General features: G+C 51.2%; 13 protein-coding genes. All 13 read right to left on the bottom strand.

The annotated features are described in order from the left end of the window. Positions 1 to 63 precede the first annotated feature (63 nt). Positions 64 to 420 (bottom strand): hypothetical protein, encoded by a 357-nt coding sequence (locus Q0380_RS01725; protein WP_298959391.1) that lies wholly within the window; start codon positions 418 to 420, stop codon positions 64 to 66. Between the two features lie 69 nt (positions 421 to 489). Continuing rightward, entirely contained in the window at positions 490 to 1,035 is a 546-nt protein-coding gene (locus Q0380_RS01720; RefSeq protein ID WP_298959389.1) for a hypothetical protein, read from the bottom strand. Then, positions 1,025 to 2,560 (bottom strand): beta-ketoacyl synthase chain length factor, encoded by a 1,536-nt coding sequence (locus Q0380_RS01715; protein ID WP_298959387.1) that lies wholly within the window; start codon positions 2,558 to 2,560, stop codon positions 1,025 to 1,027. Before Q0380_RS01715 ends, Q0380_RS01720 begins: the two co-directional genes overlap by 11 nt. Beyond that, entirely contained in the window at positions 2,550 to 2,972 is a 423-nt protein-coding gene (locus Q0380_RS01710; RefSeq protein ID WP_298959385.1) for an excinuclease ABC subunit A, read from the bottom strand. Before Q0380_RS01710 ends, Q0380_RS01715 begins: the two co-directional genes overlap by 11 nt. A 10-nt stretch (positions 2,973 to 2,982) precedes the next feature. Next, complete coding sequence (locus Q0380_RS01705; RefSeq protein ID WP_298959382.1) at positions 2,983 to 4,212, bottom strand: beta-ketoacyl-ACP synthase; 1,230 nt, start codon at positions 4,210 to 4,212, stop codon at positions 2,983 to 2,985. Further along, the gene (gene fabG / locus Q0380_RS01700; protein ID WP_298959379.1) at positions 4,206 to 4,940 is read right to left on the bottom strand and encodes a 3-oxoacyl-ACP reductase FabG; all 735 of its coding nucleotides are present in this window, start codon (positions 4,938 to 4,940) and stop codon (positions 4,206 to 4,208) included. The genes Q0380_RS01705 and fabG overlap by 7 nt, the downstream gene beginning before the upstream one ends. Next, positions 4,933 to 5,361, bottom strand: a complete 429-nt coding sequence (locus Q0380_RS01695) for a hypothetical protein (RefSeq protein ID WP_298959377.1) — start codon at positions 5,359 to 5,361, stop codon at positions 4,933 to 4,935. The genes fabG and Q0380_RS01695 overlap by 8 nt, the downstream gene beginning before the upstream one ends. After that, positions 5,358 to 6,848, bottom strand: a complete 1,491-nt coding sequence (locus Q0380_RS01690) for a beta-ketoacyl synthase N-terminal-like domain-containing protein (protein WP_298959375.1) — start codon at positions 6,846 to 6,848, stop codon at positions 5,358 to 5,360. Before Q0380_RS01690 ends, Q0380_RS01695 begins: the two co-directional genes overlap by 4 nt. After that, entirely contained in the window at positions 6,829 to 7,245 is a 417-nt protein-coding gene (locus Q0380_RS01685) for a hypothetical protein (RefSeq protein WP_298959372.1), read from the bottom strand. Before Q0380_RS01685 ends, Q0380_RS01690 begins: the two co-directional genes overlap by 20 nt. Further along, positions 7,242 to 7,784 (bottom strand): 4'-phosphopantetheinyl transferase superfamily protein, encoded by a 543-nt coding sequence (locus Q0380_RS01680; RefSeq protein WP_298959369.1) that lies wholly within the window; start codon positions 7,782 to 7,784, stop codon positions 7,242 to 7,244. The genes Q0380_RS01685 and Q0380_RS01680 overlap by 4 nt, the downstream gene beginning before the upstream one ends. An 878-nt stretch (positions 7,785 to 8,662) precedes the next feature. After that, on the bottom strand, positions 8,663 to 9,652 hold the full coding sequence (locus Q0380_RS01675; RefSeq protein WP_298959367.1) for a c-type cytochrome: 990 nt from the start codon (positions 9,650 to 9,652) through the stop codon (positions 8,663 to 8,665). Positions 9,653 to 11,160: 1,508 nt separating this feature from the next. After that, a complete protein-coding gene (locus tag Q0380_RS01670) occupies positions 11,161 to 12,339 on the bottom strand; it encodes a pyridoxal phosphate-dependent aminotransferase (protein WP_298051492.1) in 1,179 nt (392 codons plus the stop codon). After that, positions 12,336 to 12,815 (bottom strand): hypothetical protein, encoded by a 480-nt coding sequence (locus tag Q0380_RS01665; RefSeq protein ID WP_298959364.1) that lies wholly within the window; start codon positions 12,813 to 12,815, stop codon positions 12,336 to 12,338. The genes Q0380_RS01670 and Q0380_RS01665 overlap by 4 nt, the downstream gene beginning before the upstream one ends. Between the last annotated feature and the right edge of the window lie 8 nt (positions 12,816 to 12,823).

Below are 12,823 nucleotides of genomic sequence, written 5' to 3'. Positions count from 1 at the left end.
ATTATTTTGTTGTTCTCGGCAGGGATTTGATGGTTCATCATACGCGCGATCTCGATAAAATTTCTACGGCTTGCCGCTCGCCGCATCGCATTGAAATTTCTGCGGTTCTCTGCGCGTGATATTTCGTCTTGCGGCGTGTGCCGAAGCAATAGAGCTTTCATGGTCTGAGCAGAGGCGATTTCGGCGCCGTGCATGTACCAAAGCAATAGAATTTTGGCGGCGCACGGCAAACTGCGCTTTTGCAGAATTCTTGCCGTTTGCCGTGCGTACTGCCTCGGTGAAATTTCCGCAGCTTGCCGCATGCTTCGTCGTGCGTATTGCTGCGATGAAATTTCTATCTTTTGCCGCACATATCGCCGCAGTGCAATTTCCGCGGTTTGCCACGCACGCCGTCGCGACGAAATTTCTGCGGAGCGCCATATGCAGTGTTTTGGCGCCGCCATATGACGCGCCGTCTGATTAAATTTGCAGCTCGCGGCGTTGTTAAATTTAAAATTCATCGCAGCCGCCTTGTCGTATGCATCTTACCCAAGCGGCTGTTCTATTCATCGCGCGGCTAAATTTAAACTCGTAGCCCAAGCTTTGATCTGCTAAATTTATGAAATTTACAGCCTGCTGCGCATACCGTTTTAGCTCGCCGCATCTGTCTTTGTAGCGGAATTTTACGGCGTCTTCCACGCGCCGCTGCGGTAAAATTTTTATAGCCCGTAGCTCGCACCGTTTAGGCAGATTTTTTTGGATTCGTTGCGTATGCCTAGGCGGCGCACCTTCGCAGCGCACCTCATTGCAACGCGATTTGGGGGCGTATGGCGCGCGCCCTTTCGGCGTGCTTTTAAGATGCGCCGTTTGGCCGAGCTCGTGTTTGATAGCGCGGTTAAATTTAAAACCTTCACCATATCTGAGCCTGACGGAGCGGCTAAATTTAAAGCTCGTCGTTCGCGCCGTTGCGGCTCCGTGTAGCCCGGGATTTTGATTAAAATTGCTCGTCTCGCCGCGTCTGCTCATGCGATGAAATTTTGCTATTTTAACGCTCACGATTTTGCCTTAAAAAAGCTGCGATTTTAGCGGGATCTTTGACGCGCCAAAGATAGTCCAAAACCCCGTCGCTGCTGTGCCATTCGCGCTTGCCGGAGAGGATTTTAGCCAAAAATTCCACCGCGGTATCTAGCGGGATCTCGCCGCCCTCTTTAAAGCTTCGTAAAATTTCATTCTCGGCTCGCGGTTTCGGATTTTGTGCTTCTAGGCTCTGTGTCGTCGCGTCTGCAACGTGCGGCGAAATTTCGATCTGCACGTCATCTCCGCGCTGAAGCACCAGAAGTAGGGCGCAGGCGAAGTCGCAGCGCTTCAGATAGTCGTTGTTTGCCTCCTCAAAATAGCAGAGCAGGGCGATTTTATCGTTATCCGATTTGCATTCGCCGCCCTTGCTTGCTTCGTTCGCGTCCTGCGCGGAGCCGGAATTTTCCGCGCCTTCTTTCAGCCTCGCAGTGGCGATTATTGCGCCGTTTTCGAGCGCGCAGGCTGCGGAGATCGTCGAAATTTCGGCGTGATTTTGCGTAAAAATAGCATTTTGCGCCGCAATCGCGTTGAGTACGCTGACGCAAAAGCTCGAAGGCGAGACGCTTTCCTCCATCGAGCCGAGCAGGCTAAAACAGCGGTTGATCTCGCCAAGGCGCGAGCAAAAAACAAGCGGCATCTCTTCGTGCTTCGTCGCGGCATTATCGTCTGTTTTGAAATTTTGCCTTGCCGAATTTAAGGAATTTTCATTTGAAAAATCCTGCAGCGTCGAATTTAAATTTTGCGGCATAAAATTTAAAGAATTTTCGCTTGAAAAATCCTGCGGCGACAGGTTTTGTGCGGCGGCTCGGCTTTTATTCGCATCTAAATCTTGCGACGTAGAATTTAAGGAATCCTCCTCGGCTAAGCTCTGCGGCGCATTTTGCGAAATTTCTCCTAAAAGCGAGATACAAAGCTTTGCCCCGAGCCCCAAACGGCGGCGTTGCAACGGCGGGATGTGCGCAAGAGACGGCTTTTTCTTTAAAGCTTCGAGCGCTAAAATTTCATCTTTTAAGCGGGCGTGAGCAGAAATTTTTAAATTTCCTACGGAGCTGTTTTGTAAAGCCTCGCCCTCGCACGCGGCGAAATTTTTATAAAGCTCCGCGGGTTTCTGATCACTGCAATCAAAAGTGCACGAGGGATTAAATTTAGATGCATCCGCTTTGTAATTTAATCCCCGCTGCGAGCCGAACTCGGTAGATTTTTCATCAAAACCTTCTGTAGCAAGGTCGCGCCCCGCTTTTTCGTTATTCTCGCAGGCCGCAAAATTTGCGGAATTTATGAAATTTTGCTCGCAGTTCGGAATATCTGTAAAATCTTGCGTATAATTTGACGTAAAATCATACGTAAAATTTTGATCCATATCGCAAACAGAATCGGAATTTCCGTCTAAGCTTACTTCGGAAATCCCGTCCGAGCAAGCGGCGAGATTTTTATAAAACTCCGCCGGCTCGCCCGAAATTATCGCGCTTGCGTAAGATATGCCGAAGCTTAGTTCATTTTGCAATGTAGCCTCTTAACGTGACACCGCTCATTATCGTGCCTACGCCGCATTCAAACTCTTTGTCGCTTACGAAAACGTTTTTGTAATAGTAGCTCGTGATATTGACGACCTTATTGCCGCCCTCTTTTTTAGCGCGATCTTGAAAGCTAAGCAGCGCCGATAAAAACGCACGGTTGCATGCGGCTTGATCGGTCTTATTGATGCTGTTTGTTTTTTTGTTCGAGCTTAGTTGCTGCGTGATCTTTCTGCCTGCGGATTTGTTACCGAAGTAGAATTTTATGTTCGGATCAAGCTTGGCTTTGGCGTCTGGCTCTGCGAGTGCCGCGGCGATCGGGAAGCGCACGATGTCGTTTTTGGCATAAGCCGCATTAGTGACGAAAAGTGTCGCAACTGCGAAAAATAGAAATTTTTTCATTTTCTCTCCTTTAGTTGATAAATTTTTTAAAAATCAAAGAGGTGTTTACGCCGCCGAAAGCGAAGTTATTATTCATGACGTAGTCGGTCTTTATCTCCTGCGGCTGCGTGAGGTACCTAAGCGGCGCACATTCCGGATCGATAGCTTGTAAATTTAGATTTGGATAAAACAGCCCCTCGTTCATCATCATCACCGAGATGAAGCTCTCCAGCGCTCCGCACGCGCCCAAAGTATGACCCAAATACCCCTTGTAAGAGCTCACGGGCGTCTGCGAGCCGAAAATTTCATGCGTCGCCGTAGATTCCGCGACGTCGCCCTGCTTGGTCGCCGTGGCGTGGGCGTTTACGTGCCCGATGAGATCCGGCGAGATGGCGGCATCTTTGAGCGCCAGCTGCATCGCCGCGCGCATAGTCTCACTCTGTGGGCGGGTGATATGCGTGCCGTCGCAGGTCGTGCCGAAGCCCACTATCTCGGCGTAAATTTTAGCGCCGCGCGCAAGTGCGCTCCCGAGGCTTTCTAGCACAAACATAGCGCCGCCTTCGCCCAAAACCAGCCCGTCGCGCGCCATATCAAAAGGCGCGGGGCTGAGGGCAGGGGTGTCGTTTTTACAGCTTGTGGCGTAGAGCTTATCAAATACGAATGCCTGGCTTGGGTGTAGTTCATCCGCGCCGCCTGCCAGCATCATATCCGCAAGGCCGAATTTTATCGCTTCGTAGGAGTAGCCGATCGCTTGAGATGCGCTCGTGCACGCAGAGCTCGTGGGGATGAGCCTGCCTTTTAGCCCGTAGTGGATCGCGATATTTGCAGCGACGGTGTGAGGCATCATCTTGACGTAGGAGTTGGCGTTGAAGGTGCTATCCTTGCCATGCAAAATATCTATGACCTCGCCCGTAGCCTTTGCATCGCCGCTGCAGCTACCCGCTGCGACGCCCATACGGCCGTCCTTTATGCGCTCATCTTCCAAAAGACCCGCATCCGCCAGAGCCTCGTTTGCGGCATCGACGCCAAGCATCGCTACCTTGCCCATCGAGCGGGTATCTTTGCGGCTCCAGTGCGTAGGCGGCGCGTAGTTTTGTATCGGCGCGCCAAGCCTAGTGTTTAGCTCCTCGCCGAAGATATCCCATTCGCTCATATAAACTACGGCGCTTTTTTGCTGCGCCAAATTCTGCTTGATGCTCGCCCAGTCCTGCCCGAATGCACAGACGTTGCCAAAACCCGTAATGACTACTCTATTTAACATAATCCACCGTCTATTTTAATAACCTCTTTTGTGATGTATGCGGAATTTTCGCTTAGCAAAAACTCCACCAAATGCGCCACTTCGCTCGGCTCGCCGATACGGCCCAGCGGGATCGCGCTTAAAATTTGCTCGCTGGCGACTTCGTTTATGCCCTCGCTCATCGCCGTTTTGATGAGCCCGGGAGCTACGACGTTTACCGTGATCTTGCGGCTTGCAAGTTCTATCGCCAGCGATTTTGCCGCGGCGATTAGGCCTCCTTTACTGGCGGCGTAGTTGCTCTGGCCGCGGTTGCCGGCAATTCCGCTAACCGAGCTCATCACCACGATACGCCCGCCCTTTTTGGCGCGGATCATCGGCATTAGCGCGGGCTTTATGACGTTGTAAAACCCGCCCAAATTCGTATCTATCACGCTTTGCCAATCCTCGCGCTCAAACCACACGAAGGAGTTATCCCGCGTGATGCCCGCGTTTAGCACGATGCCCCAGTATGCGCCGTTTGCCTCTATGTTTGCTTCGATACGCTCCTGCGCCGCAGCGGTATCTACGACGTCAAATTTTAAAATTTGAACTTCCGCCGCGCCCGCGTCCAAGCAGCGCTTCGCTACGTCTTTTAGCTTTGCTTCGTTGCGCCCGTTTAACGCCAAGCCGTAGCCCTTTTGCGCTAAATTTAACGCACACGCCTCGCCGATACCGCCGCTTGCTCCGGTAATTAAAATTCTCTTAGCCATTTATACTCTTTAGCATTTCATCGTTCGGGTTCATCACGCTTAGCGTGGCACTTGCGATATGTTCGTCGCCGCAGCGGATCTCGCAGTCGAAGATATACAGCCCATCGCCGTCGCTTACGCTCTGCCTCGCCGTCGCGATCACGCACTCGCCCGCCTTCAGGCTTGCGCGCGAAATATCCAGGTTCCGCACGCCCAGCAAAAACCCGAGCCTTGCCTCGCCGCCGTTTCGGTGACCCGAATAGGCGCCTATGCACTGCGCCATGATCTCCATGTATGCGTAGCTGCCGAGCTCTCCGTTTTCGGTAAACGGCGAGTCCTCTCTCACTCTAAACGCACAGCTCGCATATCCGTCGCTAATCTCTAAAATTTCATCTACGAAGACCATATATCCGCTCTGCGGTAGGATACTAGAGGCTTTCATACGCGTCCTATTATGGTTATGGCGTTGTCTCCGCCGAAAGCAAAGTTTAGATTCATCGCGGTATCTACGCGCGCTTTTTTGGCTTCGCATGCGAGATTAAATTTAGACAGCGCGGCCGGAATTTCGCTAGTTTGCGAAGCTTGATCCGCAGCGTCTTTTAAAATTTTATCGCCCGCGCCTTGCAAAGCTTTAGACGCAGCCAAAATTTTATCCGCGCCGCTTTTTGAAATTTCACCCTGCGCGTTTTGCAGAATTTCATCGCCCGAGCTGCATAAAATTTGATCGTTCGCGGCGTTTAAAATTTCATCGTTTCGCTCGCTGTGCCGCGCCTGCGCGCCACGAAAAATTTCAGCCTCCGAACCGCCCCAAATTTTATCGTTCGTAAAATTCGGCGGAATTACGCCCTGTCTGATCGCCTCGTAGCACACGGCAAGCTCGATCGCCCCTGCAGCGCCCAGAGTGTGTCCGGTCGCCCATTTTGACGAGCTCGCGGGTGCTAAGGGTAGGGCGGCGCTCATAGCCAAGGCCTCCATCGCGTCGTTAGCCGCAGTGCCGGTGCCGTGCAGATTTACGTAGTCCACGCTTTGCAGCTGCGCCGATTTTAGCGCGGTTTTGATTGCTTTGATCTGCATTCGTGCGCTAGGATCGGGCTTGGTGATGTGGTAGGCGTCGGAGTTTGCGGCGTGAGCCAAAAGCGCGACGTCGCTTATGCGCTCGCGCGAAAGCACGAATGCGCAGGCTCCCTCGCCCAGATTTGTGCCCGCACGCGCCTCTGAGAACGGCTTTAGCGGCTGCTCGCTTAAAATTTCAAGCGCGCTAAAGCCCTGCAGCGTGAGCTCGTCGAGTGCGTCGGCGCCGCCGAATACGACCGCGTCGCAAAGTCCCGCGTAGATGAGGCGCGAAGCTTCGATCAGAGCTTTGTTTCCGCTGGTGCAGGCGCTAGAAACTCCGATCGCGACGGATTTTAGTCCGAAGCGTTCGCGGATAAAATTTGCGGGGTTTGCGTGAGAGTTGCGCTCGAAGCAGAAGTTTTTAAATTTATCGTTTGCGGCTTTTGAAATTTTGGCGCAATTTTCGCCGTTTACAGTGGAAATTTCACTGCGCGGCGCGGGATTTTCGCCGTCTTGCGAGATAAAATTTCCCGCGTCTTTGCCGCAAGCGAAAAATTCCGCATAGTTTTCCTGCACGCCGGTGTTGGTGGTCGCAAATACCACTCCTACGCGGTGCGCGCCGAATTTTTGCACGGCTTGCTTGATCTGTCCTTGCACGCCGAGGCAGGCGTAAAGCGCCAGGGCGTTCGTGCGCGTGGCGTAGGCGCGATCTTTGATCCTCGGTAGCGCCGTATCCACGCGCCCAAAGATGAAATTTTTACCGCAGACGCTAAGCTTTCGCAGCGCGGATCTTTTTTCGCACAGCGCGCCAAAAAGCTCTGCGGCGCTGTTTGCGCCCGCGCAGATGAGTCCGGGGCTACTTAGATACTGCGTCATATCGGCGCCCCTTTGCGCTTATGGTGAAATTCGCTTTATTCGCATTCTCAAGCAGGGCTAAAAATACTCGCTCGCTTTGCGAATCGGGCGGCAGGAAGCCGTCGTTGCGAAATTTCGCCTCGCCGCCTTTGATCGATAAAATTTTACGTGCGATCGGCGCGCCTAGCATATCGAGCCAGACGAGCTTGTAGCGGCCCTCTTCGCCGCTTGCGGGCGAAATTTTTGAGATTAGGGCTCTGCTTTTTACGCCGAGCTCGTCCGTCAGGATGAACTGCTTTTGGCTAAATTCCGCTATTTGCTCAGACGCCTTGCGCGCGCATCCGCTTATAAAAAACGCGGCGCAAAGCAGAATGAAAGCCGTTTTAGAAATAGCGTAAAAACGATAAACAGGTCTCAAAAATTCTCCCTAAAAACGAGCGAAATCAAAATCTCGCCCTCCAAAATATAGCTCTTGTATGGCCACGCCCTGCCGCGCTCATCAAGCGCCAAAGCCTCTCCATCTGCGCCGCGCGCCAGCCCCACGCGAGCAAGCGCGTAAAAACCCAGGCTTCGCGCCTTAATCAGCGCCTCTTTGATCGTGTAAATTTTATAAAAAACGAGCGTCTTTTCGCCTTCGTCTGCCGCCGCTAAAAGCTCGCGCTCAAAGTCGTTGAAACAAAACTCGCTCGCCGCGGCAAAATTCCGCGGTTTTAAAATTTCAAGATCGAGTCCGAATTTTTGCCTTGCAAAACCCACGGCGACGATCGTTTTGTCATCCTCGCTTTTGTGCGAGATGCAAAATTTGCCGCGTTTTTTAAAGCGCGCCTTAAGCGCCCGCGAAACGCGAAACTCGCGCAGATGGGCTCGCGCGCACGCCAGCTTCTTATCGCGCCTGCTCAAAAGCCGCCTCGGGGCGCGCAGATCCTCGTCGGTGATTAAAATTTTTATCTCGCTCATAAAGCTCTGATTTTACTAAAATAGTCTTTATAAAAATATAAAATAGCGCCGTAGCGTTAGAATTTCGTTTAAAATTTATTTGATAGACCCAGGCTCAAAGGCGCACTAAAACATAAAATTTATCGCGCTTGCACCAAGGCCTCGGGCGCGGTAAAATTTTAAAATTTAGCTCGTTTACGATCTGCGCCGCGCGCTTTTTGGTTCGTCGCGCGTCGCTCTGCGGCGTAGGTTGTGTTCGTTGCGCTCGTCTTGTTCGTCGTGTTTGGTTAAATTTTTAGCGTGGCTGTATCAAGAGGCAGGCAGCGCAAGGATTGAAAGCCTCGGCGTAAAATTTTAAAATTTCACGATGAAATTTTAAAAGCTCTGCCGCAGGCGGCGTTTGCGTCGGAGCTTTTGCGACGAAATCCGGATGCGTCGTGCGATGAAATTTTAAAATTCCGAAGCGAAATTTTAAATCGCGAGCAGTGCGTGGCACAGCAGGCGTCGTAATGCGGCGGTTTAAAATTTAAACGCATTTGAATAAAACGAGTGTGATTTTAGCGCCCTTTTTGTCCATGCGGTTTGAAATTTAAACGCATTTGAATAAAACAGCGTGAAATTTTATCCGCGCCCCAATGAAGCAGCGCGAATTTGGCTACCCTTGAAAAGACGGCTCGGAATTTAACCGCGTTTGGCTACCGCAACCGCGATTAAATTCTGAAAATTCCGAGCCGAGCCGTCTCGGGCGGCATAAAATTAGCCGCGCCCAGCGGTCGTATAAATTCCGTCGCTAAGCCGTATTGTGCAAAGTCACAGCCGCTAGGTTTGCGTTAAATTCCGTCGTCGAGCCGCGACAAATTTACGTCAAAATTCCGTCGCCGCGAGGACGGCGTTTGATTTTATTTTTTGATCATGCGCTTGTATGGGCCGAAGCGGTGATCGTTCTCGTCAAATCCGTCGTTGTAGGGCCCCACGTCCATATCCATCTGCTTGACGTCTAGGTCTGGGAAATCTTTCTCTCTATCGGGTTTGATTTTGCGCGGTTTTGAGTTTATATACGCCGTCACGTCGAAAGCTTCCTCCCAGCTTAGCGAGGCGTCTCCTTTAGGCATAGTGGCTTTGACATACCTCGCTCCTTCGATGAGCCTATACATACCGGCGCCCGTATTGTAGCTGTCATCGCCCCAAAGCGCGGGGAATGTGTAGTAATCGCCGCTTTGAGCAAACCCATCGTTTTTTATCCCTTCGCCGTTTTCGCCGTGGCAGGCGGCGCATTTTGCGGCATAAATTTCGCCTCCTTTTTTAGGATCCGCCGCGCGGTCTAAAAACTGCGCTTTCGGTAGCCCCTGGCCTTTTAGCTTTGCGCCGACCTCATATCCTGTGGAGAGCCAGTGCATGTAGGCGATCATCGCGCGCATCTCTTTGGAGTTCGTAGGGATCGCTTTGCCCGCCATAGAGCGCTGAAAACAGCCATTTATGCGGTCTTGCAGCGTGACTAACTGATCCGATCTCGCGACATACTGCGGAAATCTCGCGTAGATACCAACAAACGGGCTTTGATCGGGCACGACGCCGCCGCTCGTATGACAGCTCGAACAGGAGAGGTTATTGCCCGCAAAGCGCATTTTTTCGTCCTTTGCCTGCGGCCCGAGATACCTCGTCGTCTCGTTGATGAGCTTCGCGCCGTAGATGACGGTCTTCGCATAAGGCGAGTCGCCGAGCTTTGCCTCGTCTATGACGCCGTTTTCGTCGATGCCTACGGGCAGCCTAAATTCCTGCGTCTTTTGCTCGTACGGCACGGCTTTTTTGGCGTTGAGTTTGGCTACATCAAAGCCTAAAACGGGCGTAAAAAAGAGCGGAAGCGCTAAAACAAGGGCGGTTTTTCTCATATGTTCTCCTTTAAAAGTAAAATATACATTTGAAATTATTGAATTTTTTAGTTAAATGTGCGTTAAAATTTCAAAAAAAGGAGAAATTCCGAGAGCTCGCACAGAGGAAAATTTTAAAGGAGCCGAAATTTTAACTTAGCGAGACGATGAAATTTGACGCAAATTTTGCGCGCCCTAGCGATAAAATTTAAAGTAAATGGCGAGATTTTTTAAAATTTGAGCGGGCGATTTTGGCAGAACCTGCGCGATTAAACTACTTGATTTCGTCATGCGATAAATTTTGGCAGTGCGGCGAGCTACGCAGAAAAAGAAGTCGAGCCGTGACGCAGTGGATTTTTTTAAGGCTTGCGAGAGTAAAATTTAAAAGATTGCCTCACTCCCGCCGCTCGTTTCGTTCGCGCCGCTTGGCACGCTTGCCGCGCCTCTGTATTTTTTATCGCGCACACGGATCGCTTTATTTGTGCGCCTCTGTATTTTTGCGTCGTGGATGCGGCGTCGCACCGCGTATAAAATGCGGAGTGCATGCAAGCACTTGCGAGAAGCGAACGGGTAAAATTTAGACGGGCAATTTCGCTCATTCGCGACCGCGGTATATTTGATCCGTGCCGCCCTGCTACTCCGCCACAAACGAGACGTTCGCAAAAACGTGTCGCGGCATGCCGCCGAAATACAAGTCGCAAATTGGTATTTCAGCGCGAGATTTGCAAAAGCATGTCGCGGTGCATCACAGCAGGATCGCCGCCGCATTTGAAATTATCTAAGTCTGCCGGCGCGATAGGGCGAGGCGGATCGTCTCGTCTATGCGCCGTTTAGGCGGCGCGCGTATTTATGTTCGCCCTGCACGCGCCTTAAACGGGCGCTAGGTTTGAAATTTAACCCGAGTGGGCTTGAAATTTTAAATTTAAGCGGATTTGGGCTTTGGCGGCCGGATCTGCCTGTGCGCCGCGCAGGACCGTATCCGCGTTAGAATTATCGCCGCCGAGATAAAATTTCGCGCGGCAGGCGCCGTAATGCGGCAATATGAAATTCTAACGCCCTAAATAAAACGGCATGAAATTTTAAATGCTCTTAAATTAAAACGGCGCGAAATTTAACCGCACCGAGCCGCCGCATTAAATTCTAAAAATTCCAAGCCGTGTCGGGCGGCACAAAATTTAGCCGCGCCCGGCGGTCGTATAAATTCCGTCGCTAAGCCGTATCGTGCGGAGCCGCATCGCGTCAGATCAGCATTAAGCTCTACTGCCGCGCCGCGCGGGATTACGTTAAAATTCTACCGTCGCGCCGTACTACGCCCGACAGGATCTACATTAAATTTTGCCGCCGAGTTGCACCGCACTAGATTTGTTTTAAATTTCGCCGTCGTGCGCACTAAATTTACGGTCAAAATTTCGTCGTCGCGCCGCGCAAAATTTACACAAAATTCGCCGTATCGTCGAGTCAAATTTGTCTCAAAATCCATTACTGCGGCGAGCTGCGTTAAAATTTAGATCAAAATTTCGCTGGCATGCCTATCTGTGGTAATTTTTTACGAATTTTTCTATGCGCTCAAAGCCGCGTTTTAGATTTTCCATAGAGCACGCAAAGCTTATGCGGAAGTGCCCATCCATGCCAAATCCGCTTCCTGGCACCGTGGCTACGAGCCCTTTATCTAGCAGTTGCATGCAAAATTTCATACTATCGGGTTCTACCTGGGAGCAATCTATGAAGAAATAAAATGCGCCATCTGGTTTTACGACACTAAGCCCTGGGATCGCGCTTATCGCGTCCGTGCTAAAATCGCGCCTGCGCTCGTATTCGCGCCTCATCTCTTCGATATAATCGTCCGCCTCGCCGCGCAGCACCGGCATAGCGCCTGCCTGGACGATGCTAGCTACGTTGCTGACGCTTTGGCTTTGCAGGCTGATCATCGCCTTATTTAGCTCATCGATCGCACAGGCGGTGTATCCGAAGCGCCAGCCGGGCATCGCGCCGCATTTGCTTAGCCCGTTGATCGTCACGGTGCGCTCGAACATATCCTCACTGATGCTTGCTGCGGCTATGAAACTCTTGCCGAAGACGATTTTTTCGTAAATTTCATCGGCAATTACTAAAATATCCGTGCCCTTTAGCACTTCCGCAAGCTCTTGTAGCTCCTGGCGCGAATATACGGCGCCTGCGGGGTTACTCGGGTTGAAAAGGCACAGCGCCTTCGTGCGCGGCGTGATCGCGGCTTTGAGCTGCGAGGCGGTGATTTTGTATCGGTTTTCCGCCTTGGTGTCTACGATGACGGGCTTGCTGCCGCAGAATTTTACAATTTCGGGGTAGGTGACCCAATAAGGCGCCGGTATTATAACCTCATCGCCTTCGTTTAAGATGCAGTTAAAGGCGTTAAATAGCGAGTGTTTGGCGCCGACGTTGGTGATGATCTGATCGGGCCTGTAATTTAGGCCGTTGTCGCGCTTTAGCTTCTGCGCGATTAAATTTAAAATTTCAGGCGTGCCGGCAACAGGCGTATATTTTCCGCAGCCCTTAGCCATAGCTTCTATGACAGCCCTTTTGGCGACCTCTGCGGTATCAAAATCGGGCTCGCCCGCACTTAGGATCACGACGTCTTGCCCCTGGGCTTTCATCTGTTTGGCTTTGGTGCTGATTGCGATCGTTAGGCTTTCACCGAGCTTGCTTACGCGACTTGAAAGTGTTAATTTCATTGATGCTCCTTGGATTGGTTTAGACAATTTAAAATTTGATTTTTGACGCTAAAAGCCCTGCTATCGTTCGGGTTTTGGTTGTAGATATCGTCGATTTTATAATCGCCTCCGCTACGGATGAGTTTGTAGATTATCGTCTGCGTGCCGTAGGGGCAGGTCTGAGTTACTACGACGGTGTCGCGCCGCCCTAGCTCGAAATCATATTTCGCATCGTCGCAGACATCCTGGCCCGCAATCACAGGATCGTAGTCCAAGCAGCCTACCTCGCCTTCGCCAGCAGATGCTTCATCCTGCATAAGCGCGGATTTGAAAGAAGCCGATAGGATATTTTTGCGATCGCCGAAATATACATTTTTGCTATACAGGCTTTTTACTAAATTTATTCCGGCGTCGTTTGCAGAATTTTTCGCGCTATTAGCATCGCTGCCGCTTGCCGATAAAATTGCACAAATCGTAAAAAATAGAGCTTTTTTCACTTTAACCC

The sequence above is a fragment of the uncultured Campylobacter sp. genome (assembly GCF_937959485.1).
Lineage (GTDB): Bacteria > Campylobacterota > Campylobacteria > Campylobacterales > Campylobacteraceae > Campylobacter_B.
Note: the sequence above shows the minus strand (reverse complement) of the source record. Positions and strands in the feature narration are given on the sequence as shown.

What these genes read in the sequence shown, in the direction of transcription:
- Q0380_RS01710 (WP_298959385.1), bottom strand. Translation starts at nt 2,972, where the DNA reads ATGAAAAAATTTCTATTTTTCGCAGTTGCGACACTTTTCGTCACTAAT.
- Q0380_RS01725 (WP_298959391.1), bottom strand. Translation starts at nt 420, where the DNA reads ATGGCGCTCCGCAGAAATTTCGTCGCGACGGCGTGCGTGGCAAACCGC.
- Q0380_RS01680 (WP_298959369.1), bottom strand. Translation starts at nt 7,784, where the DNA reads ATGAGCGAGATAAAAATTTTAATCACCGACGAGGATCTGCGCGCCCCG.
- Q0380_RS01705 (WP_298959382.1), bottom strand. Translation starts at nt 4,212, where the DNA reads ATGTTAAATAGAGTAGTCATTACGGGTTTTGGCAACGTCTGTGCATTC.
- Q0380_RS01670 (WP_298051492.1), bottom strand. Translation starts at nt 12,339, where the DNA reads ATGAAATTAACACTTTCAAGTCGCGTAAGCAAGCTCGGTGAAAGCCTA.
- fabG (WP_298959379.1), bottom strand. Translation starts at nt 4,940, where the DNA reads ATGGCTAAGAGAATTTTAATTACCGGAGCAAGCGGCGGTATCGGCGAG.
- Q0380_RS01675 (WP_298959367.1), bottom strand. Translation starts at nt 9,652, where the DNA reads ATGAGAAAAACCGCCCTTGTTTTAGCGCTTCCGCTCTTTTTTACGCCC.
- Q0380_RS01690 (WP_298959375.1), bottom strand. Translation starts at nt 6,848, where the DNA reads ATGACGCAGTATCTAAGTAGCCCCGGACTCATCTGCGCGGGCGCAAAC.
- Q0380_RS01695 (WP_298959377.1), bottom strand. Translation starts at nt 5,361, where the DNA reads ATGAAAGCCTCTAGTATCCTACCGCAGAGCGGATATATGGTCTTCGTA.